The sequence below is a fragment of the Rhodococcus sp. NJ-530 genome (genome assembly GCF_003860625.1).
Taxonomy (GTDB): Bacteria; Actinomycetota; Actinomycetes; order Mycobacteriales; family Mycobacteriaceae; genus Rhodococcus_F; species Rhodococcus_F qingshengii.
The window spans coordinates 5,451,508-5,477,431 of record NZ_CP034152.1; the positions used below are offsets into that span (position 1 = coordinate 5,451,508).

General features: G+C 62.1%; 24 protein-coding genes and 1 pseudogene. 10 read left to right on the forward strand and 15 right to left on the reverse strand.

The window, feature by feature from the left end; genetic code table 11:
- Positions 1-20 precede the first annotated feature (20 nt).
- Both EHW12_RS25365 and EHW12_RS25370 read right to left on the reverse strand, forming a co-directional pair.
- Entirely contained in the window at positions 21-1,493 is a 1,473-nt protein-coding gene (locus EHW12_RS25365; RefSeq protein ID WP_003940419.1) for an aromatic amino acid ammonia-lyase, read from the reverse strand.
- A gap of 196 nt (positions 1,494-1,689) precedes the next feature.
- Entirely contained in the window at positions 1,690-2,364 is a 675-nt protein-coding gene (locus tag EHW12_RS25370; RefSeq protein WP_058037649.1) for a TetR/AcrR family transcriptional regulator, read from the reverse strand.
- A 110-nt stretch (positions 2,365-2,474) separates the two neighbouring features.
- On the opposite strand from EHW12_RS25370, the gene EHW12_RS25375 reads away from it, so the two are divergent.
- Complete coding sequence (locus EHW12_RS25375; protein ID WP_058037648.1) at positions 2,475-2,849, forward strand: nitroreductase family deazaflavin-dependent oxidoreductase; 375 nt, start codon at positions 2,475-2,477, stop codon at positions 2,847-2,849.
- Between the two features lie 9 nt (positions 2,850-2,858).
- Here the strand turns inward: EHW12_RS25375 and EHW12_RS25380 are convergent, their stop codons facing one another.
- The 4 genes from EHW12_RS25380 to EHW12_RS25395 all read right to left on the reverse strand — a co-directional run bounded on the left by EHW12_RS25380 (position 2,859) and on the right by EHW12_RS25395 (position 6,344).
- Entirely contained in the window at positions 2,859-3,410 is a 552-nt protein-coding gene (locus tag EHW12_RS25380; RefSeq protein ID WP_125052022.1) for a TetR/AcrR family transcriptional regulator, read from the reverse strand.
- Between the two features lie 27 nt (positions 3,411-3,437).
- The gene (locus EHW12_RS25385) at positions 3,438-4,124 is read right to left on the reverse strand and encodes an ABC transporter ATP-binding protein (RefSeq protein WP_003939803.1); all 687 of its coding nucleotides are present in this window, start codon (positions 4,122-4,124) and stop codon (positions 3,438-3,440) included.
- Positions 4,121-5,251: an ABC transporter permease gene (locus EHW12_RS25390; protein WP_050656859.1), complete on the reverse strand. Its 1,131-nt coding sequence runs from the start codon at positions 5,249-5,251 to the stop codon at positions 4,121-4,123. Before EHW12_RS25390 ends, EHW12_RS25385 begins: the two co-directional genes overlap by 4 nt.
- Positions 5,252-5,393: 142 nt before the next feature.
- The gene (locus EHW12_RS25395; RefSeq protein WP_125052024.1) at positions 5,394-6,344 is read right to left on the reverse strand and encodes a TauD/TfdA family dioxygenase; all 951 of its coding nucleotides are present in this window, start codon (positions 6,342-6,344) and stop codon (positions 5,394-5,396) included.
- 175 nt (positions 6,345-6,519) lie between these two features.
- Here EHW12_RS25395 and EHW12_RS25400 point away from each other — a divergent pair, with 175 nt between their 5' ends.
- Together EHW12_RS25400 and EHW12_RS25405 are read left to right on the forward strand one after the other, a co-directional pair.
- Positions 6,520-7,287 (forward strand): MerR family transcriptional regulator, encoded by a 768-nt coding sequence (locus tag EHW12_RS25400; protein ID WP_125052026.1) that lies wholly within the window; start codon positions 6,520-6,522, stop codon positions 7,285-7,287.
- 78 nt (positions 7,288-7,365) lie between these two features.
- On the forward strand, positions 7,366-8,922 hold the full coding sequence (locus EHW12_RS25405) for an alpha/beta fold hydrolase (protein ID WP_065455879.1): 1,557 nt from the start codon (positions 7,366-7,368) through the stop codon (positions 8,920-8,922).
- Between the two features lie 2 nt (positions 8,923-8,924).
- On the opposite strand, the gene EHW12_RS25410 is transcribed toward EHW12_RS25405, so the two are convergent.
- The 3 genes and pseudogenes from EHW12_RS25410 to EHW12_RS25420 all read right to left on the reverse strand — a co-directional run bounded on the left by EHW12_RS25410 (position 8,925) and on the right by EHW12_RS25420 (position 12,498).
- Positions 8,925-10,445, reverse strand: a complete 1,521-nt coding sequence (locus tag EHW12_RS25410) for an AMP-binding protein (protein WP_125052028.1) — start codon at positions 10,443-10,445, stop codon at positions 8,925-8,927.
- A 73-nt stretch (positions 10,446-10,518) separates the two neighbouring features.
- Positions 10,519-11,640 (reverse strand): DUF5938 domain-containing protein, encoded by a 1,122-nt coding sequence (locus EHW12_RS25415; RefSeq protein ID WP_003940189.1) that lies wholly within the window; start codon positions 11,638-11,640, stop codon positions 10,519-10,521.
- 55 nt (positions 11,641-11,695) lie between these two features.
- A pseudogene (locus tag EHW12_RS25420) lies at positions 11,696-12,498 on the reverse strand (SDR family oxidoreductase).
- Positions 12,499-12,823: 325 nt separating this feature from the next.
- On the opposite strand from EHW12_RS25420, the gene EHW12_RS25425 reads away from it, so the two are divergent.
- Positions 12,824-13,426, forward strand: a complete 603-nt coding sequence (locus EHW12_RS25425) for a TetR/AcrR family transcriptional regulator (protein WP_042448650.1) — start codon at positions 12,824-12,826, stop codon at positions 13,424-13,426.
- Here EHW12_RS25425 and EHW12_RS25430 read toward each other — a convergent pair whose 3' ends face one another.
- On the reverse strand, positions 13,427-14,020 hold the full coding sequence (locus tag EHW12_RS25430) for a TetR/AcrR family transcriptional regulator (protein ID WP_003940428.1): 594 nt from the start codon (positions 14,018-14,020) through the stop codon (positions 13,427-13,429).
- 117 nt (positions 14,021-14,137) lie between these two features.
- Between EHW12_RS25430 and EHW12_RS25435 the strand changes: the two genes are divergently transcribed.
- The 3 genes from EHW12_RS25435 to EHW12_RS25445 all read left to right on the forward strand — a co-directional run bounded on the left by EHW12_RS25435 (position 14,138) and on the right by EHW12_RS25445 (position 17,007).
- A complete protein-coding gene (locus EHW12_RS25435; RefSeq protein WP_003940058.1) occupies positions 14,138-14,899 on the forward strand; it encodes an enoyl-CoA hydratase-related protein in 762 nt (253 codons plus the stop codon).
- Positions 14,900-15,140: 241 nt separating this feature from the next.
- Complete coding sequence (locus EHW12_RS25440) at positions 15,141-15,656, forward strand: OsmC family protein (protein WP_007732784.1); 516 nt, start codon at positions 15,141-15,143, stop codon at positions 15,654-15,656.
- Between the two features lie 37 nt (positions 15,657-15,693).
- Positions 15,694-17,007, forward strand: a complete 1,314-nt coding sequence (locus tag EHW12_RS25445) for a bifunctional o-acetylhomoserine/o-acetylserine sulfhydrylase (protein ID WP_003939848.1) — start codon at positions 15,694-15,696, stop codon at positions 17,005-17,007.
- 65 nt (positions 17,008-17,072) lie between these two features.
- Here EHW12_RS25445 and bphC read toward each other — a convergent pair whose 3' ends face one another.
- The 4 genes from bphC to EHW12_RS25465 all read right to left on the reverse strand — a co-directional run bounded on the left by bphC (position 17,073) and on the right by EHW12_RS25465 (position 21,232).
- Complete coding sequence (gene bphC / locus EHW12_RS25450; protein WP_003940493.1) at positions 17,073-17,993, reverse strand: biphenyl-2,3-diol 1,2-dioxygenase; 921 nt, start codon at positions 17,991-17,993, stop codon at positions 17,073-17,075.
- Between the two features lie 34 nt (positions 17,994-18,027).
- On the reverse strand, positions 18,028-19,206 hold the full coding sequence (locus EHW12_RS25455; RefSeq protein ID WP_125052032.1) for an acyl-CoA dehydrogenase family protein: 1,179 nt from the start codon (positions 19,204-19,206) through the stop codon (positions 18,028-18,030).
- Between the two features lie 171 nt (positions 19,207-19,377).
- Positions 19,378-20,247, reverse strand: a complete 870-nt coding sequence (locus EHW12_RS25460; RefSeq protein WP_125052034.1) for an alpha/beta fold hydrolase — start codon at positions 20,245-20,247, stop codon at positions 19,378-19,380.
- 76 nt (positions 20,248-20,323) lie between these two features.
- Positions 20,324-21,232 carry an IclR family transcriptional regulator gene (locus EHW12_RS25465; protein ID WP_003940451.1) on the reverse strand — a complete coding sequence of 303 codons (909 nt, stop codon included), beginning with the start codon at positions 21,230-21,232 and terminating at the stop codon, positions 20,324-20,326.
- 138 nt (positions 21,233-21,370) lie between these two features.
- On the opposite strand from EHW12_RS25465, the gene EHW12_RS25470 reads away from it, so the two are divergent.
- From EHW12_RS25470 to EHW12_RS25480, 3 genes are all read left to right on the forward strand, one after another.
- Positions 21,371-22,246, forward strand: a complete 876-nt coding sequence (locus EHW12_RS25470; RefSeq protein ID WP_083056640.1) for a TIGR03619 family F420-dependent LLM class oxidoreductase — start codon at positions 21,371-21,373, stop codon at positions 22,244-22,246.
- Positions 22,247-22,278: 32 nt separating this feature from the next.
- On the forward strand, positions 22,279-22,770 hold the full coding sequence (locus EHW12_RS25475; protein ID WP_003939809.1) for a nuclear transport factor 2 family protein: 492 nt from the start codon (positions 22,279-22,281) through the stop codon (positions 22,768-22,770).
- A 129-nt stretch (positions 22,771-22,899) separates the two neighbouring features.
- Positions 22,900-24,147, forward strand: a complete 1,248-nt coding sequence (locus EHW12_RS25480) for an Nramp family divalent metal transporter (RefSeq protein WP_007729446.1) — start codon at positions 22,900-22,902, stop codon at positions 24,145-24,147.
- 56 nt (positions 24,148-24,203) lie between these two features.
- Here the strand turns inward: EHW12_RS25480 and EHW12_RS25485 are convergent, their stop codons facing one another.
- On the reverse strand, positions 24,204-25,799 hold the full coding sequence (locus tag EHW12_RS25485; protein ID WP_007729448.1) for an acyl-CoA synthetase: 1,596 nt from the start codon (positions 25,797-25,799) through the stop codon (positions 24,204-24,206).
- Between the last annotated feature and the right edge of the window lie 125 nt (positions 25,800-25,924).

The following is a 25,924-nucleotide window of genomic DNA, read 5'->3' on the forward strand; positions in this document are numbered from 1 at the left end:
TTGTGATTCGGTCCACCTGCTTACTGGTCGAGCGGTTGAGAAAGAAAGTTCACGGCGGCACTCAGATCTGCACTGAGTGGCCGGTCTTCGGTCCTCGTGTCCAGCACCAAACGCGCACGCGCGAGGTACGCGCCGAGCTCGGTCGCCGGATCCAGCTCACGCTGTTGTTGCGAGAGTGCGCGAACTGCCGAGATCAGTTCACACGCCAGCACCAATCGAGATTGGGCAAGAATGTCCGCCAATTGAGTTGCAGCTTGGGATGCGAAACTTGCGTGATCCTCGGTGCCGCGCGAAATTACCGTGTGGCCCAACGACCCCGGTGCCGCCGACGAGCGGATCTCGGCAATGGCAGCAGAAGTCGTGTATTCGAGAAGCATGGTTCCGCTGCTGCCGTCGGGACCGTCTGCAAGGAACGCACGAAGGCCGGTGACTGCGGGGTCGGAGAGGTTGGCGAGCCGACATTGCGAGAGCAGGGCAGCACTGGCGACCGCCAACTTCGCCTCGTCGACTGCAAGGGCTATTGGCATTGCGTGGAAATTTCCGTTGTGGAACACCATGTCGTCTTCGACCGACACCAGCGGATTCTCCGAAGACGAATTCATCTCGATACTCAGCGTGTTCTGCAGTCGATGCACCGCTTGCCAGGTGGCACCCAAGATTTGCGGTAGGGCGCGAAACCCGAACGAGTCCTGAACTCTCACGGGTGTGATGTCGTGTGGTGCCAGCAGATCGCGAACCCGCTCTGCGACTTCCGCTTGACCGAAGTGCATTCTTGCCGACTGTACTTGTGCAGCAAACGGTTCGACAGAACTACGCGACGCAAGCACGGAAAGAACACTGACAACCAAGCAGTGCTGAAGCCACCCCGCGACTTCGATACTGGTGTCGCCGGCGATCGCCACCGTCATCGCATTGGTGGAAATGAACGGAAGTGCATCACCGTGGTGCGGAGTCCAACCGATTCCGGTGCGTCCGTCGCGAAGCGGGCTCTCGCCGATCAGCCCCATGGCGATTTCGGAGAACGCACTCAGGTCGCCCGTTCCGATCGCACCGCGTGCGTGCACTGTCGGCAGGTTCTGTGAAGCAACAGCAGCAACCAGACCGTCGATGATGTCGGGATGCATACCTGAGCCGCCGTTGAGGATCTGGTTGGTGCGGATGACGATCGCGGCGCGCACCAACCGGTCAGGGAGCCTGGGGCCCGATCCCGTTGCGTGACTTCTCAGAAGCCTCAGATCCTGCTGCACACCGTCGGAGACGGATGTTTCGCGATTCCCGCCTACCCCGGTAGTGCGCCCGTACACCGCTTGACGGGAGGAAACCCTAACCGCGGTCTCCCATGACCGCCGTGTGAGCTCGAGAGCCGCGTCGGCAGGTCGAATCACGGCCGGCTCTCGCGCGATTTCGTTCACCCGGTGAACCGACAACCCTTTCCCGTCGAGCAGGACATTGTCGTCTTCCGTCCGGTCTTCTCCAGGAAGACGTTCAGTCATCAGAACTCCATCGATCGAAGGACTCGGCCACCGCGGGCGTGCATCACATCATCTACGCAATGTGCCTTGGGTCACTTTTGATGAATGTATAGTCCTGTATATACAGCCACCTGTCAATAGGGACACTGCAGCTCACCCGCGTGCACACAACCTTGCGTCACCTCAGTAAGGGTGGGCAACTGGACACGAATCGTCGCTATTCGAGGACCGGTGCCGCCGATGCGCGACGCGCCTCGAGCGCATCGAGGATGAGATCGAGACCGTAGGCGAACTCACTCGTGTGGTCGTAAGCCGGACTCAGACCGTGATCGACGATCATCTCGTGAAGGAAGGGCAACTCTTCAGCCGGAAGGCGCTCGAGGATGTCACTCGCAACTTCTTCGACGTCGACGGGCCCGCTGATCGGCAGATTCGCCTCCTGGAGAACATATCCGCCGATGTAGCTGTCGATCAGCGAGGCTCCGTGGGCGGCCATCGGGAGTGTGAACCCGGCCTTCCGGAGCACTCCGAGCACAGCGTCGAGATGACGCAGGGTCGCCGAGCCAGGGCTGCGTCGCGAATCCAGCAGACCGAGAGCCCAACGGTGCTGCGACAGGACTGTGCGAGCGGAAAAGGCGCGTCCACGGATTGCATCTCGCCAATCCGCACACTCACTGTCGGGCAGGTCGATCGCCTCGAAGACCGCATCGACGAGGCCGTCGAGAATCGCATCTTTGTTGGGCACGTGGTGGTAGAGCGACATCGCCTCGATGCCCAGCTCCTGGGCCACCCGTCGCATCGTGACGGCTTCGACACCACCCGCGTCGGCAACGCGGATCGCACCCTCGATTACGCGAGTCCTGTTCAGCGACTGTCGCGGTTGCCGTGACACACAGACTCCCCTCGGCGGAACGAATACGTTGACAACCTTACATACGTAAGTCACCCTTACAGGTGTAAGCCCGCCTTACGCTCGTAAGGCGATCGAGAGAGGAGATCACAATGCCGATGCCGAGATGGTGGGGACATGTCAACAAACGAGTGTTCAACCCGCGTGCAATTTCGAGCGGTAAATGGCCGGTACTGACTCACGTCGGACGCACATCCGGCACGACCTACCGGACGCCCCTCGACGCCTATCCGGTCGAGGGTGGCTACGTCTTCATTCTGGTGTACGGATCGGGCTCGGACTGGGTGCAGAACGTCTTGAGAGCGGGAAGCGCTCGACTGTCGGTCGACGAGACGGAGGTGAGCCTCGGCACCCCACGCCTCGTCGCGAAAGACGAAGCATTTCAAGCACTTTCCTCAGACGTGTCCCAACCCCCGAGGCTGCTCCGCATCACCGAGTACCTTCGGATGGATCTGATTACGGCCTGAGGGTGCCCGTCACGCGAGGACCTCACGCACGGCGGACCTGACTTCCTCCATGCTGCAACCGGATTCGATCAATTCGGTACCCGTATGCACCAGCGAGTTGATCAACTTGGCGGTGAGCTTCGGGTCCGACACGCCACGGAGGCGGAGGGCCTCGACCAGCGGAAGCACAAGACTGTCGTGCATTTCCATGATCCGCGAATCTCGAAACGTTTGCGGGGTCAGTGTCGCCAACGCTCCGACTATCGCATGCTCCCCGTCGGCAACCAATTGGAGGTTTGCTTCGACGTACGCCCATACCGGATCGTCGGCGCCTGCCATCGACTCGACGATCTTGTCGTTCCAGCGCGGGAACATGTCTTCGACGACGGCGCTGAGGAGATCTTCCCGGGACCGGAAGTAGTGGTAGGCACTCGACCTGGCGAGCCCGGCCTTCGCTGCCACCTCACCGAGCCCCGGTGGCCGATCCGGGGCCTCGGACAGAAGAGCGTGTGCAGCGTCGAGGAGGGCACGGCGCTGAGCAGCACGATGCTCGACCACAGTGGGCGCATCGATCCTCGGCACCGAATCTCCTCCAGTCCCCTCGCGGGCTTACTCGCTCTGACGCAACCGACCGTCAACCATTTCGAGGATGCGGTCGCAGTGCCCGAGCACGTCGTGATCGTGGGTCACCATGATCGTAGCGACGCCTGCCTCGTGAGTTTCGCGCGAGAGCAGTTCGACCACCTCATGGCTGCGTTTGCGGTCGAGAGCAGCCGTCGGCTCGTCGACGAGCAGTAGCGAGGGATTGCTCATCAATGCCCGAGCGATACCGACGCGCTGGCGTTCACCGCCGGAGAGTTGACCGGGTCGACGATCTGCACGGTGACTCATACCGACCGAGTCGAGCAACTCCTCGGGATCGCGACCCGGCCGCCCCGTGAGCTTGGGAATCAGCCGAAGCTGATCGCGCGCCGTCAGCGCTGGAATCAGGTTGCCGGACTGAAAGACGAAGCCGACCTTGTCTCGTCGAAGTTTGGCGAGAGCACGGGCCGGCATCGCCGACACGTCCACGCCGTCGATGACAATCGTTCCACTCGACGGCCGACCGAGTCCGCCGGCCACAGCGAGCAAGCTCGACTTTCCAGCGCCTGACGGTCCGACGATCGCGACAAGTTCGCCGCACGAGACCTCGAGGTTCACGTTGTCGAGGGCGAGCACGGTGGAGTCACCGTCACCGAATCGAAGACTGACAGCGGTCAATACCAATCCGGTTGTGGTCTTTTCGACTGTGGTCATCGGTTTTCTCCCAATGCGGTGAGCGGGTTGACACGGGTAACACGGACGATGGCAACGGCTGCGCCGACCAGCCCGAGTACCGCCAAGAGCACTGCGCCGTTGACGACTGGGCCGGACTCGAGGGCGAACGGCATCCCCCCGCCTTCGAGCCCCGAACCGAGCCCCAAGCCCAGCAACACACCGAGGCCGATGGAACCAAGCAGCACTACCAGTGCCTGCGCCATGCCGTCACGAAGCAGGAAGCCGGTAGAGGCTCCCATCGCGCGCAACACTGCGAGTTCACGACCGCGCTGAACCGTCCAGATACTGAAGAATGCACCGACCACCAGGGCCGAAATCGCGTACAGAAACGCCTTGATCATCGACATAGTCATCATTTCCGCGGAGAACCCTGGTGAGGAGTCGAAAGATTCCTCGAGCGTCTTTGCGGACGTTCCCGCCGCCGCATCGCCCGACACGAGATCCGGTAACGCGCCACCAATGCCCCGAATCGCAACGACACTTGCTTCGGAATAGGCACTGGCATTGGCGGTTTCGCCGATCTTGGCACCGGCGTGAACCTCCTGCCAAGTACGCAGGGGCAGGTAGGCGACGTCGACGTGACCGAAAGTGCGCTTGTCTTCGGTGAATCCGACAACTGTCAGCTCCGTACCGAGTCGATCGAGTATCACGGTGTCACCGATCGCAACACCGTCGTCACGGAAGGTAGAGCTGACGATGATGTCCGTGTCGGCATGCAGCCCCCTCCCGTCGGCGGAGACGGGCTCGAGGAAGGAGCCAGGTTCGATGCCGAAGAGCGTGAGATCGACAGGCGTGCCACTGCGAGTTTTTGCATTGACGATCATGTTGCCGAAGAGCTCGGCGTCTTGGACATCGGGTTGCATACGCCATGCCTGCGCCTGCTCCTCGGTGACGACCGAGCGCGAAAACGCTGAGTCGGCTTTGGTGTCCGGTGCGAAGGCAAACGCCTGAATCGGCGTCCGCTGCAAAGCGGAGACACCGTCATTTACCAGTCCGGACGAGAGGCCGGACAGAATCACCATCAGGATCGAGATGAGGGCAACCACGGCACCCATCAAGAGGAATCGATTTCGCGCAAACCACAGTTCACGCAGGGCGAGGAACATTCGGGAAGCTCCAAAGTCGTCGATACGAGTCACGCCGACTTTTATCGACGCCTTGTCGAAATCATATCGACAAGGCGTCGAAAAACTATGTGAGGTGCGTTACTACTTCCCGTAGTAGACACTCGAGGCGCTGAGCGTCGTATCAGCCCCCGACGCCCACCGGTCGATCCCCGACAATCGAGATTCGATCCATCACACGACGAGCCGGGAAGTAGTCACTGGCCGCGTAGTGCTGGCAGGTCCGATTGTCCCAGAAGGCAACAGTATTCGGCTCCCACTTCAAACGGACCTGAAATTCCGGACGATTGACGTGGCGATACAGCATCGTGAGAAGTTCGTTCGATTCTTCTTCTGACACACCCAAGATCCGTTGCGTGAAGGTCATGTTGACGAACAACACCCGCCTGCCACTTTCCGGAATGATCCGAACCACCGGATGCTGCACAGCGGGGAACTTCGGACGCAACATCTCGACCACATCCACCGGCATCGACCTGCCGAACGAGTTGATCCAATCGTGTTCTGCAACAAGCGGGTCGATACGCTTCTTGATGTCTTCAGGAAGCAGATCGTAGGCAGCTGCAGTATCGGCCCACAAAGTGTCACCACCCACCTCCGGCACCTCGACCGCACGAAGAACTGCTGCGAACGAAGGAAACTCGTGCCACGTAACGTCGTTGTGCCAGTTGTTCTCGACTCCGCCGACCATCGCATCCTTCGCCAGTGTCGTGACATCGACGTCCGTCTGCCCGGGCTGCGTGTACTTGAAGAACGGATGCTGTTCGAGATCGCCCCAACGCTTGGCAAAAGCTCGATGTTCCGCTCGGTCGAGGTCCTGATCGCGGAAGAAGAGGACTTTCCATTCGAGGAGAGCTCGGCGGAGTTCCGCAATCACGGCATCAGACAGGCCCCCGCCGAGTCGAATACCGGAGATTTCCGCTCCGATCGTCGGCGCGACCGCCTTGACCGCAAAGTGTTCGTACGGTGCCGGAACTACCGACTCGGGATTCCGGCGAGCAACGAGTGGACCGTACGCAGCAAGCGGGTCGGTGGGGATCGGAAAGATTGTTGCCGCAGGAAAAAGGGTAGCCATCAGGGCACTTCCTCGAAATCGACGATGTCGTAAAGGACAAAAGTCAGATTAAGTCCGCCTCCTTAAAGTGTCAACGGTCACGTTCTCCGGCGCGAATCTTGACCCTGACGCCGCGTCAAGGTTGGAGAATGGTTTTCACAGACGGAATCCGATTCGATCACGGGAGGGCAGGGCGATGATGACCATCGGCGAGCTGGCCAAATTGGCCGGCACCACCGTCAGGTCCGTGCGCTACTACCACTCGAACGGCCTTCTCGAAGAACCACAACGCCAACCCAACGGCTACCGCACGTACCGGGCGGTGGACCTGGCACGACTGAGTCGCATCCGCCGCCTGCGAGATCTGGGGATTCCTGTTGCCAAGATCGCCGAACTACTCGACGGCGACGCTCACGACACTCGGACCGCACTCGATGCCCTCGACAAGGAATTGGCGACGAAGGCCGAACAGATCGCTGTTCAGCGTGCGCACATCGAGTCGCTACGCCGCAATGCCGATCCTGAACTACCCGACGCGTTTTCGGAAGTGCTCGCACAGTACGTCGTTGCCGGTGCGCCGACAGCGTGGATCGACAACGAGCGTGAACTTCTGATCCTCGCACTCACGGTCTCCGGGGGCGATCCCGAGGTCTGCGATTCACTCCTGTCCGCCCATCGCCGGGTATTGGCCGAGCCGAACCGCGAGCAGGCCATCGAATTGATAACTCGCATGTATGCCCTCGCCGACGCACCGGCTGACGCGGACACGATTGCGGCCCTTGCCATTCAGTTCTGCGACTTCACCGAGAGCGTGCTACCCGAACAGGCTGCACCGGAGGACGCTTCCCCCACCCGGCTGGTAGCGGTACTGCGCGAACACCAAGCGGATCGACGAACCGTCACCCAGGAAAGATTCGCGAAGGCTGTGGCCGCGGAGTTCGCCGCCCGTCAATCCCGCCTCTGAAAAACCCTGATCAACCCCCACATTCGAAGTGGGGTGACCAACACTGCCCGAAAATGGGCTCAACGCAAGGACACGACAATGACTGGATTCACCATGCCCAGATCACGCATGCCTCGATCACGAAGGTGGCTGGCTACCACAATCGCCGCTGCTGCGCTCGCCGTACCTGCATTGGCGGCGTGCTCGGATCCTGCTACTCCGCAGGAAGATCCACAATCGAATCTCAGCGCGTTCTACGAACAGGATCTCGAGTGGGGGCCATGCGCCACAGACACCGGAACGTCGACCGCAAGTGAATGCGCCATGGTCACAGTACCTTTGGACTATTCCGTCCCTGACGGCAAAACGATCGAAGTGGCGATCTCGCGGGTCGCATCCACCGACCCCGCACAGCGACGAGGGATCCTGCTCACCAACCCTGGTGGCCCGGGTGGCCGAGGACTGGGATTGCCCGAGATTCTGAATGCGGGCATGACACCGGAAGTCGCAGCGGCATACGACGTCATCGGCATGGACACCCGAGGACTCGGCAAGAGCACACCGATCGACTGCGGCGTCGAACAGATGACATGGATGCGGTCGCCGGGCACCACGGACGAGGGATGGAACGAGAGTGTTGCGCTCGCACGCGAGGCCGCTGACACATGCTGGGACAAGTACCCGGACTATCTGCCGCACATCAATACTCAAAACATCGCCCGAGACCTCGACGTGATTCGTGGCGCCCTCGACCAGGAGAAGGCGTCGTACTTCGGGTGGTCGTACGGTACATACCTCGGTGCAACCTATGCTCAAATGTTCCCGGACAGGATCGACCGTGTGGTTCTCGACAGTGCACCGGATCCGAAGAAATACGGATACGAGATGTTCCAGGACATGGGCCCGGCCAACGAGAAAGCGATCGACGGATTCTCGCAGTGGGCAGCAGAACACAACTCCACCTATGCACTCGGATCGACGCCCGCCGAAGTTCGCGCCCTCATCGAGAAGCTGATCTCGGACGCGGCCACCACTCCGATACAGATCGGTGACCATGCCGTCGACGATCACGTCCTTCCATTCCTGATGTACGTCAACGGAACCGGCGACACCGAAAAGGAAAGCGAGGCATTCGCACAGGTATTGGTTCAGTTGCGCGATCTCGCCGCAGGCAAGACCGTCGAGAACATCCATCCCCAGCTGACGGGATTGATGCAGGCATGGTTCCAGACCGAACTGGGAACCGGTCCTGACTATGCCGGGACAATCGCCATCGTCTGCGGAGATGTGTCGATGCCGAGCGATCCCCAGTGGTACCGCAACAAGTTGGAGGAGCACCGTGATGATCAGCCGATCTTTGCCGGCACACACAACACGATCATGCCGTGCGCGTTCTGGCGCAGTGAGGCCCCTACGCGGATCGACATCGACAACAACGTTCCGGCATTGCAGATCCAGGCAACCGGTGACACCCGCACGACGTACGACGAAGGCCTCGGCATGCATGAAGCGATGAAAGGCTCACGGCTCGTGACAGTTCCAGGCCGCACTCATGCGGTGTTCCCGGGCTACGCGAATACTTGCGCGAACGCCGCCGTCAACTCGTACCTGCTCGACGGCTCACTGCCGGCCGAAGACGTGGTGTGCGAGTCGTGACCTCAGCCCGTCAGCTCGCTCTTGATCTCGTTCTTGAGAACTTTGCCGACCTTGGAGCGAGGTAGATCGTCCCAGACGATGACTTGCTTCGGAGTCTTCACACTTCCGATGCGAGCCTTCACGAAAGCCATCACCTCGGCGCCGTCGATGTCGGCGCCGAGGTGCGGTTGCACCACTGCCACAACGCGTTCGCCCCACTTGTCGTCCGGCAACCCGATCACTCCGCAGTCCTGAATCCCCGGATACGCCATGAGTGCCTGCTCCACCTCGACCGAATAGACGTTGAAACCGCCGGTGATGATCATGTCCTTCGCACGGTCGACGATGAACAGGAAATTGTCCTCGTCCAGGTACCCGATATCGCCGGTGTGATGCCAGCCGTGGGCTGACGCTTCCGCGGTTGCGTCGGGGTTCTTGTAATAACCCGCCATCACCAACGAACTGCGAATCACCACCTCACCACGCTCGCCACGTCCGAGCAGCGCGCCTTTGTCGTCCATGATCCCCACGGTCACCAGCGGCGACGGTCGACCCGCCGACGAAAGTCGTGACGTTGCGACAGTGCCGTCCGAGCCGAAGTGCTCCTTCGGTGACATCGTCGAGATCATCATGGGGGCTTCACTCTGCCCGAACAGCTGAGCCATGACCGGGCCGATCTTGTCGATCGCCTCCGCGAGTCTGGTCGGGGAGATCGGCGCCGCTCCGTACCAGAAGCATTGCAGCGAGCTGAGATCCGTGGCCGACAGGGCCTCGTGCTCGAGCAGCATGTAGATGAGCGTCGGCGGCAGGAAGGTGTGAGTCACCTTGTGCTTCTGAACGTTCGCGAGGAAGTACCCGAGGTCGGGCTTCGGCATGATCACTACTTCGCCGCCGAGGGCCATGATCGGGAAGCACAGAACACCGGCGGCGTGAGTCAGCGGTGCCAGCGCCAGATACACCGGGCGCCCCTCGAACGGATAACTCATCAAAGTGATTGCGGTCATCGTCTCGATGTTGTGCCCGGTCAACATCACTCCCTTTGGCCGTCCAGTTGTACCACCGGTGCCGACCAGCATGGTGACGTCGTCGGGCGCCGCGGCGTCGAGTTCTTTTTCCCCGAGCCAGCTTTCGAGGGACTGTGCCGAATCCCATTCGCCGTCGATACAGACGAGCGTCACCAACTGGGGAAGCGCATCCTTGATCTGGTCGACTAGCGGCGCATAGGACTTCTGAAAGAACAGAGCGCGACAATCGAACAAATCCAACAGGTCTCGGTTTTCCGCAGCTTCGTTGCGAGGGTTGATCGGGCACCAGACGCCGCCGGCCCGGCTTATTCCGAATACGCACGAGAACGAGATCGGGTCGTTGCCGGACAGAATCGCGACCTTTTCGCCCGGCGCGATGCCCGAAGCCGCGAGCGAAGCTGCGAAGCGTCGGCTGAACTGTTGCACCTCGCCGTAGGAGAGAGTGCGCTCCCCCATCGTCAAACACGGTGCGGTGGAACCAAGAGAGGCTCCCTTGTCGAGATAGTCGGTCAAACGCATGGGGAGCCTCCAGGGCGGGGCTCCCGGCGCGCTACACGCCGGGAGCCGTGAACATGATGACGAGGGCGACGAGTTAGGCGTTGATGGTTACTTCCGGCTCCAGAGCCAGCCCGAAACTACGTAGCGCGCCGAGCAGTTCGCGATGGCCGAACGCCTGGCAAGCCGAGGCAAGCCCGGTCCGCTTCGGCGCCTGCTGGAGCAGAGAATGCGCTGCATAGGCGTGCAGGAGGCCCGTCTGCTTGTAGTTACAGTTTCCGTGGATCACGACGTGCGAGCGACCCAGCGGGCCCGACGCGTAGACGGAGTCGAGTGAGGTGTTGATGCGCGGATTTTCACGAGGGGGCATACCGGCCTGAACCGATCCGGCGATCTCGGCCAAGGCGGCTTCCTGCTCGTCGGCGGGCAGGGTCTTGATCTGCTCCTCCACGATCTTCTGCGTCGCGACAACGCCTTCCATCACGGTGCGGTCGAACACTCCGCCCGCAGCCTTGACGTTGGAAACTCGCGGATCGTTCTTGAACCACACCGGGTGGCACGTTCCGCCCCACGGCAATGCAAGCGCAGTTTCGTGCTGGCCCGGAACGACGACGTCGAAAGTCTGGCCGGGCGCCCACTGCACGTACTTGTTCTGCTCGAGGTAGTACCAGTTTGCCTTGAGGATGGTGAAGATCGTCTGAGTGGACGCGTAGGTGGGAAATCCCTTCCACAGCACGAGGATGTCGAGCGTATCGAGGCCCGGCGTTTCCAGTGCGATATTGGCCGCGATCTCACCGGTGGTGTACATCTGCGCGATACCGGGCGAGAGAAGCAGGCCCTTCTCCTGATACTTGTCGCTGAACTTCTCCTGGACGTCGAGTACCCAGTCCTGCTCACCGGTGGTATCCATGTAGTGGCAACCGGCATTCAACGCGGCCTCGACGACGGTGCCGCCGAGCTTGATGAACGGGCCGACCATATTACTGACAACCTGTGCGCCGGTGAACAATTCGGTGAGAGCCTCGACCGTGTGCTCGACCTCGACGACTTCGTGATCGACGGTGTCCAAACCAGGGATCTTGTCGAGGACCTCTTGGATGCGAGCGGCGTCGCGGCCGGCTGCGATGAACGGGATGTTGAACTCGCGCAGGTATTCACACACCAGACGGCCGGTGTACCCGGAGACGCCGTAAACGATGACGGGCTTCTTTTCGGACATGTTCGTGGAACCTTTCGAAGACGTGAGAAGGGTGTACGTACGAATGAAGGGCGAGTTACATGCCCATGCCACCGTCGACGGGGAGGCCGATACCGGTGATGAATCGCGCGGCGTCGGAGGACAAGAACACAACGGCGTCAGCCATGTCGTTCACTTCACCGAGGCGGCCGAGCGGGGTGAGGCCGATGACGTCTCCGACTGCTGCTTCGGCGCTGGGCCAGAGACCGAGCTTCTCCATGTCCGCCGCGAGTCCGAGACCCATCTCCGTGGCGACAAGACCCGGGTAGATGCAGTTGACGCGGACTCCGTAGCCGAGCTTGCCCGACTCGGCGGCGGCAACTCTGGTGAAGCGATCGACCGCGGACTTGGTCGCGGAGTATCCACTGATCCCGGGAAACGGAATGGTTGCGGCCACTGAAGAGATGTTGATGACGGAACCGCCGGTTCCGGCTACGCCACCCGGACGCATGCTGCGCAGTCCGTGTTTGGTTCCGAGCGCTGTTCCGAGGATGTTGACCTCACACATACGGCGGATGTCATTCGGATCGAGGTCGACCACCAGCGAGGAAATCTCGATGCCTGCGTTGTTGACGAGGATGTCGAAGCCGCCGAGGGTCTCCGCGGTGGCGGCGACTGCCTCTTCCCAGTTGGCGTCGTCGGTGACGTCCAGCTTTACGAAGCCGGTTTTGACTCCGCCCGAACCAACAGCCTCTGCGGTGGCACGACCCTCGTCTTCGAGAACGTCGCCGATCATCACTGACGCCCCGCCTTCGCCAACGCCTCAGCCATTCCGGCTCCGAGCCCCTTGGCACCACCTGTGACCAGTGCTTTTCGTCCCTCGAGATCAAACACGCTCATTTTCGACTGCCTCCATGACTGAAACGACTCTCGCGATGCCACCGTTCACAGCGACGCTGCCAAGTGGTGTGAGTCACAGAGTATTCAACTTTGGACGAGTGTCAAGAGAAATCTTGACGACTGTCAAGATTTTGTTACACGCTCGTCAAAGACCAGGGGTTACACTGATTCGGACGCGGTGATCGTGCCGCTGTGGAAACCGCAGGGAACAGGACGTGCCATCGTGACCACGACAGTCGAGAAGCCTAGTGAGGCAGGGAAAAAGGCTGCACCTAGCTCACCGGGCCAGCAGTCCGACTCCGCCAAGCGGTCCAACGCAGACAAAGTGTCGCGTCGCCAGGTCGACAAATTCTCCGAGCGACGTGATCAACTCGCCGAGGCCGCACTGCAAACCCTGGCCGAATTGGGCTACGCACGCACGAGCCTGCGCGAAATCGCCCAGAATTCGGAGTTCTCCCACGGCGTCCTGCACTACTACTTCAGCGACAAGGTCGATCTCATCACCCACTGCGTGCGCCACTACAAGGCACGCTGCGTCACCCGCTACGACGGCATCGTCGCCACCGCGAAGACACCGGAGGAACTGAAAACCGGTTTCGGCGCACTGCTCGCCGAGACCATGATCGAAGAACCCACGATGCACCGCCTCTGGTACGACCTGCGCGCGCAGTCGATGTTCGAGGAGTCGTTCCGAGCCGACGTCGCCGCGATCGACGAGAGTCTCGAAAACATGATCTGGCGCATCGTTTCTCGCTACGCCGAGCTTCTCGACGTAGAGGCATCGGTCACCTCGGCGGCGATGTACGCAATCTTCGACGGCCTGTTCCAGCAGAGCCTGCTGCGCCATCTGTCCGGCGATCAGACTGCCGCAAACTATCTTTCGGAGAGCGTCCAGCAGATGCTGCCTCTGGTAGTGCCCACTCCCTGATCAGCGAGCAGCGATGCCTTCCGCGACGTACCTGGCTCCGCGATCGAATTCTCCGACCACGTCGTAATCGGCGTCTTGCCGCCAGAAGCGGACCAACGCTCCGTACGTACCACCGATCATCTGTGCGAGAAAGAGCGGCGGGTAGTCCGATCTCACTTCGCCGGCTTCGATACCGGCAGTGACGATCCGCAGAAGTTCCACGTGGAACCGATGATCGTGGGCCGCCCCCGCTCCGGAGGAGGCGAAGTCGCGCTCGAGTTCTGCAGTCACCATGCGCAGATAGCGCGGGTGCATGATCGCTTGCTGCGCAAAGTCCTGAAAAATCCGGGAGATCCGATCAGAAGTCGGCATCGGCGATTCCATGAGCTGATCCACCAGTGCCGCAAGCTGATCGAGATGATCACTGTGCAACGCCTCGAGAACCGAGTCCTTGCCCTGGAAGTAATTGAAGAAGGTGGCTCGCGACACCTCGGCTCGCTCGGCGATGTCGTCGACGGTCGTGCTGGCGAAACCCTGCGCCGAGAACAGAATTCGAGCAGCCGAGAGCAACCTGTCGTTGGTGTCGCGCTTGTTCTGTTCTCGTTTGGAAATCACGTCGACCTGCCCTTCTCCGCCTCAGAACACAGTCTTCGCCACAGTCCGGAATGTGTCCAATGTCCGTCCCGTCAGGTGACGCACCTCCGCCTCCGATAGGTGGACTACAGTCCAATTATGTCGACTGTTTCCACCGAACGCCATGACCGCGTTCTCATCGTCAGGATCGAACGCGAAGAACGCCGTAACGCGATCAACCGTGAGACTGCCGAGGGAATCGAAGCCGCGCTGAATCTTCTCGACGACGACCCTGATCTGTGGGTCGGCATCATCACCGGAACCCCCAATATCTTTTGCGCCGGAACCGATATCCGAGAGCGGGCCGACCTTCGCATGCCTCGCGGCGGTGAGTACGGCGTCATTCGGCGCCGGCGGAACAAGCCCCTGATCGCTGCAGTCGAGGGCTACGCGCTTGGTGGCGGTTTCGAAATCGCACTGGCCTGCGATCTGATCGTCGCCTCTGCCACAGCGCAATTCGGCCTTCCCGAAACCAAACGCGGTCTGGTTGCGACGTCCGGCGCACTCTTTCGGGCTCCTCGCGCGCTTCCGATCAACGTCGCCCGTGAACTCTTGATCACCGGCCGCACACTCGATCCCGAACGGGCAAAGGACCTCGGCGTCGTCAATGCAGTCACTGCCCCTGGTAAGGCACTCGACGAGGCACTGGTGATGGCAGCGGAGATCTGCGAGTCCTCCCCCACCTCCGTGAGTCTGAGTCTGAAGGCCATCGAGGCTCTCTACGCCGACGCCGACGCCGACGGATGGAAGGTCACCGACGACGCCAAGGACGCAGTGTTGCGCTCTCCGGACATCGCCGAAGGACTCGACGCTTTCGCCACTCGTCGGACACCCCGGTGGAGCGGACTGCCGCCCGCATGACAGACCACAATCCGAGACAGATTTCCTATACGTCTGGTCGGAAAGGGTATGAACCGGTTACAGTCTCTCCTGTGACGGGAATCGGCGCATACGAGACGGGCACGCTGCTGACGCGGCGGCGCCATGTCGACTTTGCGCATGTCTGTACATCCGGGTGTCCGATCTACTGATCGGACCTACGACGTGAGCGCCGCTCACGTCGATACTCGTATGTACACCCAGATCAGGGGACATTTCTGTCATGACCACCGCCTCCATCTCACACCTGAGTTCCGTCGTAGCAGCCAACGCCGACGCCATCGACAAAGACGCGAGCAAAGCGCACGTCGTCTTCAAGGCTTCCGCCCAGGCGCACGACGCCGTTGCCAGCACTATTTCTCTCGGTAAGTACAGCGTCGAGGTCGACGAGCCGCCGGCCCTCGGCGGCGAGAACACCGCAGCCAATCCTGTCGAGTACTACCTTGCTTCCCTGCTCTCGTGCCAGGTGGTCACCTACCGCGTCTGGGCGGACAAACTCGGTATCGCTCTCGACGACATCTCGGCCAGAGCCGAAGGTGACCTCGACGTTCGTGGATTCTTCGGCTTCGACGACGCCGTCCGTCCGGGATTCTCCGAGGTCCGCGTGGTCGTCACCCTGACCGGCCCCGAAACCCGCGAGCGCTACCTGGAACTGCAGGAAACGGTCGACGCACACTGCCCCGTACTCGATCTCACCCGCAATCCCGTCCCAGTGCATACAGTCGTCGAAACCGCCTGACCCGCACCAACCCACCTTCACCACGGAGTATGAATTCATGAGCGAGAACACCCCCGTCGATACCGATCCGACCGCCGATTGGTCGTTCGAAACCAAGCAGGTCCACGCCGGACAGGGCCCGGACAGCGCCACCAACGCTCGGGCGCTTCCGATCTACCAGACCACCAGCTACGTCTTCGACAACACCGACCATGCGGCGGCGCTCTTCGGCCTCGCCGAGCCGGGCAACATCTACACCCGCATCATGAACCCGACGCAGGACGCCGTCGAGCAGCGCATCGCCGCCCTCGAAGGCGGAGTCGCGGCTCTGCTGGTTGCGTCCGGTCAGGCCGCCGAATCCTTCGCGATCCTCAACCTCGCCGAGGCCGGGGACCACATCGTCTCAAGCCCTCGCCTGTACGGCGGCACGTACAACCTCTTCCACTACACGCTGCCCAAGCTCGGTATCACCGTCGACTTCGTCGAGGACCCGGACAACCTCGATCACTGGCGTGAGGCAATCCGTCCGAACACCAAGGCGTTCTACGGCGAAACCATCTCCAACCCCAAGAACGACGTGTTCGACATCCCCGGCATCAGCGCAGTCGCCCATGAGCACGGCATCCCACTGATCGTGGACAACACGGTCGCAACTCCGTATCTCATTCAGCCGCTGAAGCACGGCGCCGACATCGTCGTCCACTCCGCCACCAAATACCTTGGCGGACACGGCACCGCGATCGCCGGCGTCATCGTCGACGGTGGCACCTTCGACTGGACCCAGGGACGCCACACCAACTTCACGACCCCCGACCCCAGCTACCACGGCGTCACCTTCGCCGATCTCGGCGCACCCGCCTACGCCCTCAAGGCACGCGTTCAGCTTCTGCGCGACCTCGGCTCGGCCATCGCACCGTTCAACGCCTTCCTCATCTCGCAGGGTATCGAGACACTGAGCCTGCGCATCGAGCGCCACGTGTCCAACGCCCAGAAGGTCGCGGAATTCCTCGAGGGCCGCGCCGAGGTCACGTCGGTCGCGTACGCCGGACTGGAATCCTCGCCCTGGCACGAGCGCGGAAAGCAGCTGGCTCCCAAGGGAACCGGCGCCATCGTCGCGTTCGAGCTCGCCGGTGGAGTCGACGCAGGCAAGAAGTTCGTCAACGCACTGACGTTGCACAGCCACGTCGCCAACATCGGTGACGTTCGCTCACTCGTCATCCACCCCGCGTCGACGACGCACTCGCAGCTCACCCCCGAGGAGCAGCTCGCTTCGGGCGTCACCCCGGGGCTCGTCCGCCTTGCGGTCGGCATCGAAGGGATCGACGACATTCTCGCCGACCTCGAAACCGGTTTGGCCGCAGCAGCTTCCTGATCTATCGCACGAAAAAGCTCGGCCCCGATATGCCATTGGGACCGAGCTTTTTCGTTGCGTAAGAGCTAGCTCTTGGGAGTGAACGCGGCCAGCGGTTCACTCTCGGACCAGTCATGGCCCCAGTAGCTGTCGGCCGTGATTTCCTCAGCGGTGTAGAAGGCTTCGTCGACAAGCATGCCTTCGCAACCGAACTCCAGATCCCATCCACCCGGTGCGCGCACGTAGAACGACACCATCTTGTCGTTCGTGTGGCGACCCAACGTCGAGGAGATCGAGAAGCCGAGCTTGGCAACACGATCGAGAGCCTGACCGACGGCGTCGAGAGTCTCGGCTTCCATCATCAGGTGCACGAGACCGGGCTCGTCAACCGGCGGCGCCGGGCACAACGCCAGGCTGTGGTGGCGCTGGTTGACACCCATGAAGCGAACGCGGCGAGCCGGCGGCGGCGCATCGATACCGCCGAGACGGATGGAACCGCGCGGGAGGAATCCGAGCACCTCGGTGTAGAAGGTGTATGCCTCGTCGAAACGCGTAACCGGAAGCACCACATGGCCGAGGCCCTGATCGCCGGTGACGAAACGGCCGCCGTGCGGGGTGACCAACGGGCTGTGGTCGAGTACCGGTCCGAAGAAGACCTCGACTCGGTTGCCGTTGGGATCGTCGAATGCGATGACCTGCTCGGCATCGCGGTAGCTGGCGTCGACCTCGGAGAGAACCTCGACCTCGACTCCGGCCTTCTCCACTGCTTCACGAACACGCTGGAGCGCGAACTGATCTCGCACTTCCCAACCCACTGCGAGAGCCTTGTCCGTCTCACCGGGCAGGACGATCAGTCGCGCACGACGCTCGTCCAGGCGCAAGTAGAGGCCGTCGGCTTCCGGGCCACTACCGACCGCGAGGCCGAGTCCGTCGACCACGAGCTCGCGCCAGCGAGCCACGTCCTGCGTTTGGATCCTGAGATACCCCAGGCCCCTAATTTCAGTCATGCCTAACCGTCCTTGCTTCGAAAGTATTTGTGGACTAGATCATCGAGCGGTGGATACCCTGCGGTTCGCCGCCGAGCTGCGAGAGCGTCGACGCATGGAAGATGGAGCCAGGCACATGAATCGCATGTGCCAAACCGGCATGAGCATCACGCCAGAACCGCTGCATCGGCGTGCTCAACTGCAAAGCCCCACCACCGGAACGAGCAAAGATCTCGTCCACCGCACGCACCGCACGCCACGCGGCAGCAGTCTGCGTACGGCGACCGATCGCACGAAGCTCGAACGAAACTTCCTGCCCCTTCTCGGTCATGTCCCAGAAACGATCCACCGTCTCCAAGATCGCAGCCCGAGAAGCAGCGATCTCGGCCGCCGCCTCACCGATCGCGAACAGCACGTACGGATCTTCCTTGATCGGAACACCACTGACCGTCACACGCTCACGCTGCGCCGCCATATTGCACGCCAACGCACCTTCGGCGATACCGATCAACGACGAGGTGATCCCCAACGGGAAAATGCACGAGAACGGGAACTTGTACAACGTCTCCGTACGGCCCGCTTCCTTCCACGCCGTCCCGTCGTACACCTTTCCGGCGTCGATCGTGCGGTAGGTGGGCAGGAATGCGTCCTTGACGATCAGGTCCTTCGACCCGGTTCCGCGCAGGCCCACGACATTCCAGCTGTCCTGGTCGATGTCGTAATCGGAGCGCGGCAGCAGTACGTGCAGGTGCTTCGGCGGCATCAACGGCTTACCGGACTCGTCACCGACCATCGCGCCGATCATGATCCAGTCACAGTGATCGGTACCGGACGAGAACGACCAACGACCGTTGAGGATGTACCCACCCTCGACCGGCCTCGCCACACCCATCGGCGCATACGGCGACGCCATCCACGTATCGGGATCGGTTCCCCACACCTCTTCCTGAGCCTTGCGGTCGAAGAACGCAAGCTCCCACGGATGCACACCGACGATGCCGCTGACCCAGCCCGTGGCACCGTCCATCGCGCCGATAGCCATTGCCGTCTCGGCGAATTCACGCGGATGCGCCTCGAGGCCTCCGAACTCCTTCGGCTGGAACATCCGGATGACGCCGGAGTCGCGCAAGCGCTTCGCGCTGCCGTCCGTCAAGCGCATCAGCTTGTCACCCTCGACTCCGTCGGCGCGGATCTCGTCGGCGAACTGTGAGATGTTGTCCAGAACCTGACCCATGATTTTTCCGGCTTTCTGGTTTCGCTACCCGGCGAGTGCCTGGGCAGAATGAAAATCTGTTGGTGAAACGGTGGCAGGTAGCCCACCGAAGTGCAGAAACGCTTCCCGGTGAGTGGGAGCACCCCTGTGCGCCTTTTTGGTAGTGGGGGCTACCAAAAAGGCGCACGGGCCTTACTTGCCTTCTGGACGCGTCAGAAATGCCAGAACGGACGCGACCCAGGCGTCGCGAGCTTCGATCATCGTCCAGTGTCCGCAGTTGGGGAAGATGTGAACTTCGCCGTTGGGGATGTCGCGCATCGGCAGAATCGCCATGTCCACGGGGCTGACGCGGTCATCGCGTCCCCAGGTCAACAGCGTCGGCGCCTTGATCTTGTTCAGCTGCGCCCAGTACGGCACGGCGGTCGACGCAGCGGCAGCCGCGCCCATGGCGGCCATGGCCTTGCTGCTGTACATACGACGGGCGATCTCGAGCGTCGTCGGCTCGGTGGCCAGGGCCCAACGCTCTTCGATGAGCTGCTCGGTGACGACGGCACGGTCGAAGACCATCGAATGCAACCAGCGGACCAGGGCTTCGCGGGTGGGGTTGTCGGTGAACTCCATGAGAAGTTTGATGCCTTCACCGGGCCCCGGCGAGAAGGTGTTCTTTCCCATGCCGCCGATGGTGACGAGCTTGCTCACCCGGTGCGGCTCGTCGATCGCGACCTTGGTGGCGACGATGCCGCCCATGGAGTTACCGATCATGTGGACCGGGCCGAGGCCGAGGCCGTCGAGGAACATCCCGACCGACGCCTGCGCCATCATCATCGGATGGTCGGGGCCGGGATCGCTGACGCCGAATCCGGGAAACTCGAGAACGTAGCAGTGGAAGTGCTCCGCGAAGTGCGCGAGAACGCCGCGGTAGTTACGCCAACCGGTGACGCCGGGGCCCGATCCGTGCAGCAGCAGGAGCGGCGGGCCGTCGCCGGCTTCGTGGTACCGGAGCGCACCGAGATCGGTCTGCAGTTCCTTCAGAGTTCCCTCGTAGCTCAGTTCAGTCGTCATGGTCCGAACGGTGCCATCAGTACCGCTGAGCTGCTATGACTCGTCCCGATCAGCGAGACAAGTCGATCAAAATACGTCAGATCCAGTGGTCGGACGACGCTGCCAGCAGGCGATCCATCGTCTCCGCCGAGAACGTATTGGTCGGAACGGGAGGCGTTTTGCGGCCGCGGCGAGGAGCACCCAGTTCGGGGTACAGCGTCCGTGAGACCTCGCGAGCCGCGTCGACGACCAGCGGAGCAACTCGCTCGAGCTGAGCGGTCCGCATGTCACCACACAACGCGATGCTGCCGACGGGACCCTCGTGTCCGCGAATTGCCGAAGCCACACAAGCGACTCCACGCGCCGACTCCCCGCGTTCGAAGGCCAGTCCCCGACGCTGACGGATGCGGTTCAGTTCCTGGTGGAGCACAGCGACGTCGGTGATCGTGTTCTCGGTACAGCGGGGAAGAGAAGACCCGAACAGAGCGTCGACGCGCTCGGGGTCGATCCACGCCAGCATCGCCTTGCCACCAGCCGTCGAATGAGCGAGCACTCTGCCGCCGACGCGGGACGGGAGCGCCGCGGCGAATCGTCCGCCGACCTTGTCGAGATAGACGCTCTCGCGTCCGTCGAGCACCGACAGGTGAACGACCATGCCGGTCTGCAGGTGCAGTTCGTGCAGAAGCGGTGCAGCGGCTTCGCGGATCTGGCTGTGGCCGCCGTCGCCACCACCGAGGCCGAGCGCGCGACGCCCGAGGCAGTAGCCGAACGATGCGTGATCGACCCAGTCCAGCTTGACCAGCTGATCGAGAATGCGGTGGACCGTGGAGCGCGGCAACTGAGTACGGCACGCGACCTCTTCCAGCGTCAGCCGCGCGGCGCGGCCGTCGAAGGCGTCGAGAATCAGTGTCATCCGCTCGACCATCGACGGCGGCAGATCCTTCTTGGGTTGCCCACCGGCAGTCTGGACGGTGGACAGTGTGTCGTTCATGTCAACAATGGTCATGGACGCCTCCCGAAAACTGGAATTGATTCTACCGACTATAACCCAGGTCACAGTTTCTGGAAAGTGAATCGATCTTTTCGATCCCGATCAGCGGTAATTCACCTGCCACCGGGCGAGTGGGGACGCTATAAACGCCCGATGCACCTGGGAATCGTCACACCGGTCCTGATTCAGCACCCGAGCACGCGCTCGGAGTGGGAGGCAAGTGCTGACATCGGCGAGATCGCCACAGTGGCCGCCACGGCGGATCGACTCGGTTTCCATCATCTGACCTGCAGTGAACACGTGGCGGTCCCCGAGGAGATTGCCGCCGAGCGCGGCGGAACCTACTGGGATCCGCTCGCCACCCTTGGTTTTCTCGCCGCGCGTACATCACGAATCCTGCTGGCGACCCAGGTGCTGGTGTTGGGCTACCACCACCCCCTCGAGATCGCCAAGCGTTACGGAACGCTTGATCGCGTCAGCAATGGACGCCTGATACTCGGCCTCGGGGTGGGGACTCTGAAACAAGAATTCGATCTCATAAATGCTCCATTTGCCGACCGAGGAGCGCGCGCTGACGATGCCTTGGCCGCACTTCGGGCATCACTGTCGACGCCGACTCCGGAGTATCACGGCGAGTTCTACGACTACTCCGGATTTGTCGTCGAACCCCACGCCGTCCAGAAACGGGTGCCGCTGTGGATCGGCGGCCGGACCAAGAGATCGCTGCGCCGGGCCACCACACACGGCGACGGGTGGGTGCCGTTCGGGCTGCGATTCTCCGAACTGAAGGAAATGCTCGACGCCACGACGCTCCCCGACGGATTCGACGTGGTGCTTCCCGCCGGTGCGCCGCTCGATCCTCTCGGCAATCGCGAATCCACCCTTCGCGCCTTGACTCGCGTCCGTGACGCCGGGGCGACCATCGCCAGCTGCTCGGTCGGCGCTCGAAGCGTCGAGCACTACTGCGAACAACTCGAAGAACTTCACCGAATCGCCCTCACCGAGGGCTTCTCTTTCACCACTTCCTGATTCCCCGACAATCCAATGCAAAGGACGTACCGATGACCGACTCGACCGCCCTGATCGAATCCCTGCTCGCCCGAGTGGAATTGCTCGAGGACAAGCTCGCGATCACCGAACTGCTGACCACATACAGCCCTGCCGTCGACAGCGGATCAGCCGACGAGGTCGCGAACCTGTGGCTCGAGGACGGCGTCTACGACGTCGATACCGGTGCGATGCACGGCCGCGGCGAACTGCGCGCGATGGTTCACAGCGCCTCACACCAGAACTGGATCATGAACGGCGCGGCCCACATGATGACACCCGCGCACATCCGCATCGACGGCAACAAGGCCGTCGCGACCTGCCATTCGCAGTTGGTCATCAAAGACCCCGAGAACCCGACGGGATTCAAGGTCCTCCGCATCACCGCGAACCGCTGGGAACTGATCAAGACGGACGGCGAGTGGAAGGTCGAACTGCGTACCAACGCCCTCCTCGACGGCCGACCCGAGGCTCGCGCTCTCCTGGCTGCCGGCGTGACGGCCTAACCGGCCTGTGCGCGGTTAGGGACCCTCTGCGGTCGCTAACCGCGCACAGCTGTTGAAAGTTCGGCTCCCCGAACTCTATAGTTCACTTATTCGAACCAACAGGTCCGAGTACGTGTGACCAGGAGACCGATGAGCACCAGTACGCAAGAGCCGACGACTCCGCGCCGACGACCCACGGGGAGATCCATCGCCCTGCTCGGTCCGGCGTTCGTCGCGGCAATCGCGTACGTCGATCCGGGCAACGTCGCCGCCAACCTCACCGCCGGCGCCAAGTACGGCTACCTCCTCATCTGGGTACTCGTACTCGCCAACGCGATGGCCGTCCTCGTGCAGTATCTGTCCGCGAAACTCGGTCTCGTCTCCGGCAGATCCCTGCCCGAAATGCTGGGTCAGCGCCTGCGTAAGAACAACCGCCGCGCCTTCTGGCTCCAGGCCGAGATGATGGCGATCGCGACCGACGTCGCCGAAGTCATCGGCGGCGCCATCGCACTCAACCTGCTCTTCAACATCCCGCTCTTCCTCGGCGGGCTGATCACCGGATGCGTGTCGATGGTGATCCTGACGATCCAAAGTCGGCGCGGACAGCGCACTTTCGAGTTCGTGGTGATGGGATTGCTGGCCATCATCACCATCGGCTTCCTGACCGGGCTCGCCTTCACCGACGTCTCCGGCAGCGAAGCGGTCGCCGGACTGGTCCCCCGCTTCGAAGGAACCGAGACCGTACTGCTCGCCGCCAGCATGCTCGGAGCAACGGTCATGCCGCACGCGATCTACCTTCACTCCGCATTGGCACGTGATCGCCACGGCCACATCAAACCCGGCCCACGGTTGCAGCGATTACTCAAAGTCACCCGTTGGGATGTCGTCGTCGCGTTGATCATCGCCGGTGGCGTGAACATCGGCATGCTGCTGCTGGCCGCTTCGGCGCTGCGCGGAGTACCCGGCACCGACACCATCGACGGCGCGCATGCCGCGATCGAGAATTCGCTCGGCCCGGGCGTAGCCGTGGTGTTCGCGATCGGCCTCCTCGCCTCCGGACTCGCGTCGACCTCCGTGGGATGCGCGGCCGGCGCCGAGATCATGCATGGCCTTCTGGCCATTCGGATTCCGGTGATCACACGCCGGATCGTCACGCTCGTCCCGGCGCTGATCGTGCTCGGACTCGGCGTCGACCCGACGCTGGCGCTCGTGCTCAGCCAAGTGGTCTTGAGCCTGTGCATCCCCTTCGCGATCATCCCACTGGTGCGAATGACCTCGGACCCCGAACTCATGGGCGACGCTCGCAATGCCCCGCTCACGACCGTCGCGGCGTGGATTGCGGCGGGCTTGATCGTTGCACTCAACGTCGCTCTGCTGGTTCTGACGGTGACAGGCTAGAGCACCGGAGCCACCCAACGCGTCCCTCACAAACGCGCTGGACGGCTCCGGCCGGACTAGGAGACTTGCTCGGCGAGAGTGGCCTTGGCCCAGCGATAGTCGGCCTTTCCGCTGGGAGAACGCCTGATCGACGGAACGTTCATGACGGTGCGCGGCACTTTGTACCGAGCGACCTGCGACGCGCAATGCTCACCGATCTCGGCAGCGTCCGGGACGTCGAAGCCTTCGCGGGTCGTGATGACCGCAGCGACGCGCTCACCGAACTTCGCATCCGGAATTCCCGCGACCAAAGCGTCGAGCACCGCCGGGTGACTCTTGAGCGCCTGCTCGACCTCTTCCGGATACACCTTCTCCCCGCCGGTGTTGATGCACTGAGAACCACGTCCCAGCAGGACGATCGAGCCGTCGGCTTCCACGCGTCCGACGTCGCCGAGCACCGACATCCGCACCCCGTCGATCACCGGGAACGTAGCCGCGGTCTTGACCGGATCATTGAAGTAGCCGACCGGCACGTGACCGCTGCGAGCGATGTAGCCGGTCTCGGGCGATCCCGGCTCCAGCGGCCGCATCCTTTCGTCCACGACGCGGGTCTCGTCGCGAGCGGCGATGCGCATCAGGCCGTCTTCGCCGATCTCCAGATTGCCGTCGACGCCCGACTCCGAGGAGCCGAATCCGTCGCGGATCACCAGGTTCGGAAGCATCGACTTGAGCTGCTCCCGCAGTGAGAGCGAGAACAAGGCTCCGCCGGACGAGACCATTCCGACCGTGCTGAGGTCGTAATCTGCTGCGTTTGCTGCCAATTCGTCTGCGAGCGGACGTGCCATCGCGTCTCCGACGACGGTGATGGAGACGGCCTTCTCACTTCCGGCGAGCTGCAGCGTCGCCTTCGCGTCGAACCGCGCCATGAGAATTGCGTTGGCGCCCATGAAGAATCCGGTGAACAGCGAGTACGACGCCGCACCGTGCATCAGGGGTGCGGTACTGAGCATGTTCATCGCGGGAACGTTCGGCACCGCGGCGAACAGAGCCTCAGCGGTCGTATGCGGCGGACCGAACGGATTTCCGCCGGTGAGCGCCGCGAAGTAGAAGTCTTCATGACGCCACATGACACCCTTGGGCATCCCCGTCGTGCCGCCGGTGTAGATGACGAAGAGGTCGTCGTTGCTGCGGGGCGCGAAGTCACGAGTAGCGGGCTGCTCCGCGGCAGCGTCGGCGTATCCAACGACGTCGACACCTTCGATATCGCGGACCACGGACTTGCCGACGACAACGACGTGTTTGATGCCGGGCGCGGCCGGGAGAACCGTCTCCACGACGGAAACGAACTCCTCGTCCACGATCAGTGCCACCGACTGCGAATCGTTGTACAGATAGGTCAGTTCGGCGTCGACGTAGCGATAGTTGACGTTGATCGGGACCGCACGAATCTTGAGGCAGCCGAGCAAACTCTCGACGAACTCGATGCTGTTGCGCATGTGCAGAGCAACGTGATCGCCGGGCCCGACACCGACGCTCGCCAGGTGGCGGGCGATGCGATTCGAGCCCTCGTCCAGCTCGACGTAGGTGCGACGACGACCATCGCACACGAGCGCCGTGCGGTCCGGAATCAGATCCGAGATGCCCTCGTACAGATCTGCCAAATTCAGTGACACTGCTGGTGCCTTCCTTGATGTCCGGCCCGGTGAATTCGGGGCCGACCGTACTGCGTTTTCGGTGGGAACTATCCGACCCTGGAGCCGACGAATGCGGCCGAGACCTGAGCGGATCGGTGGTGACG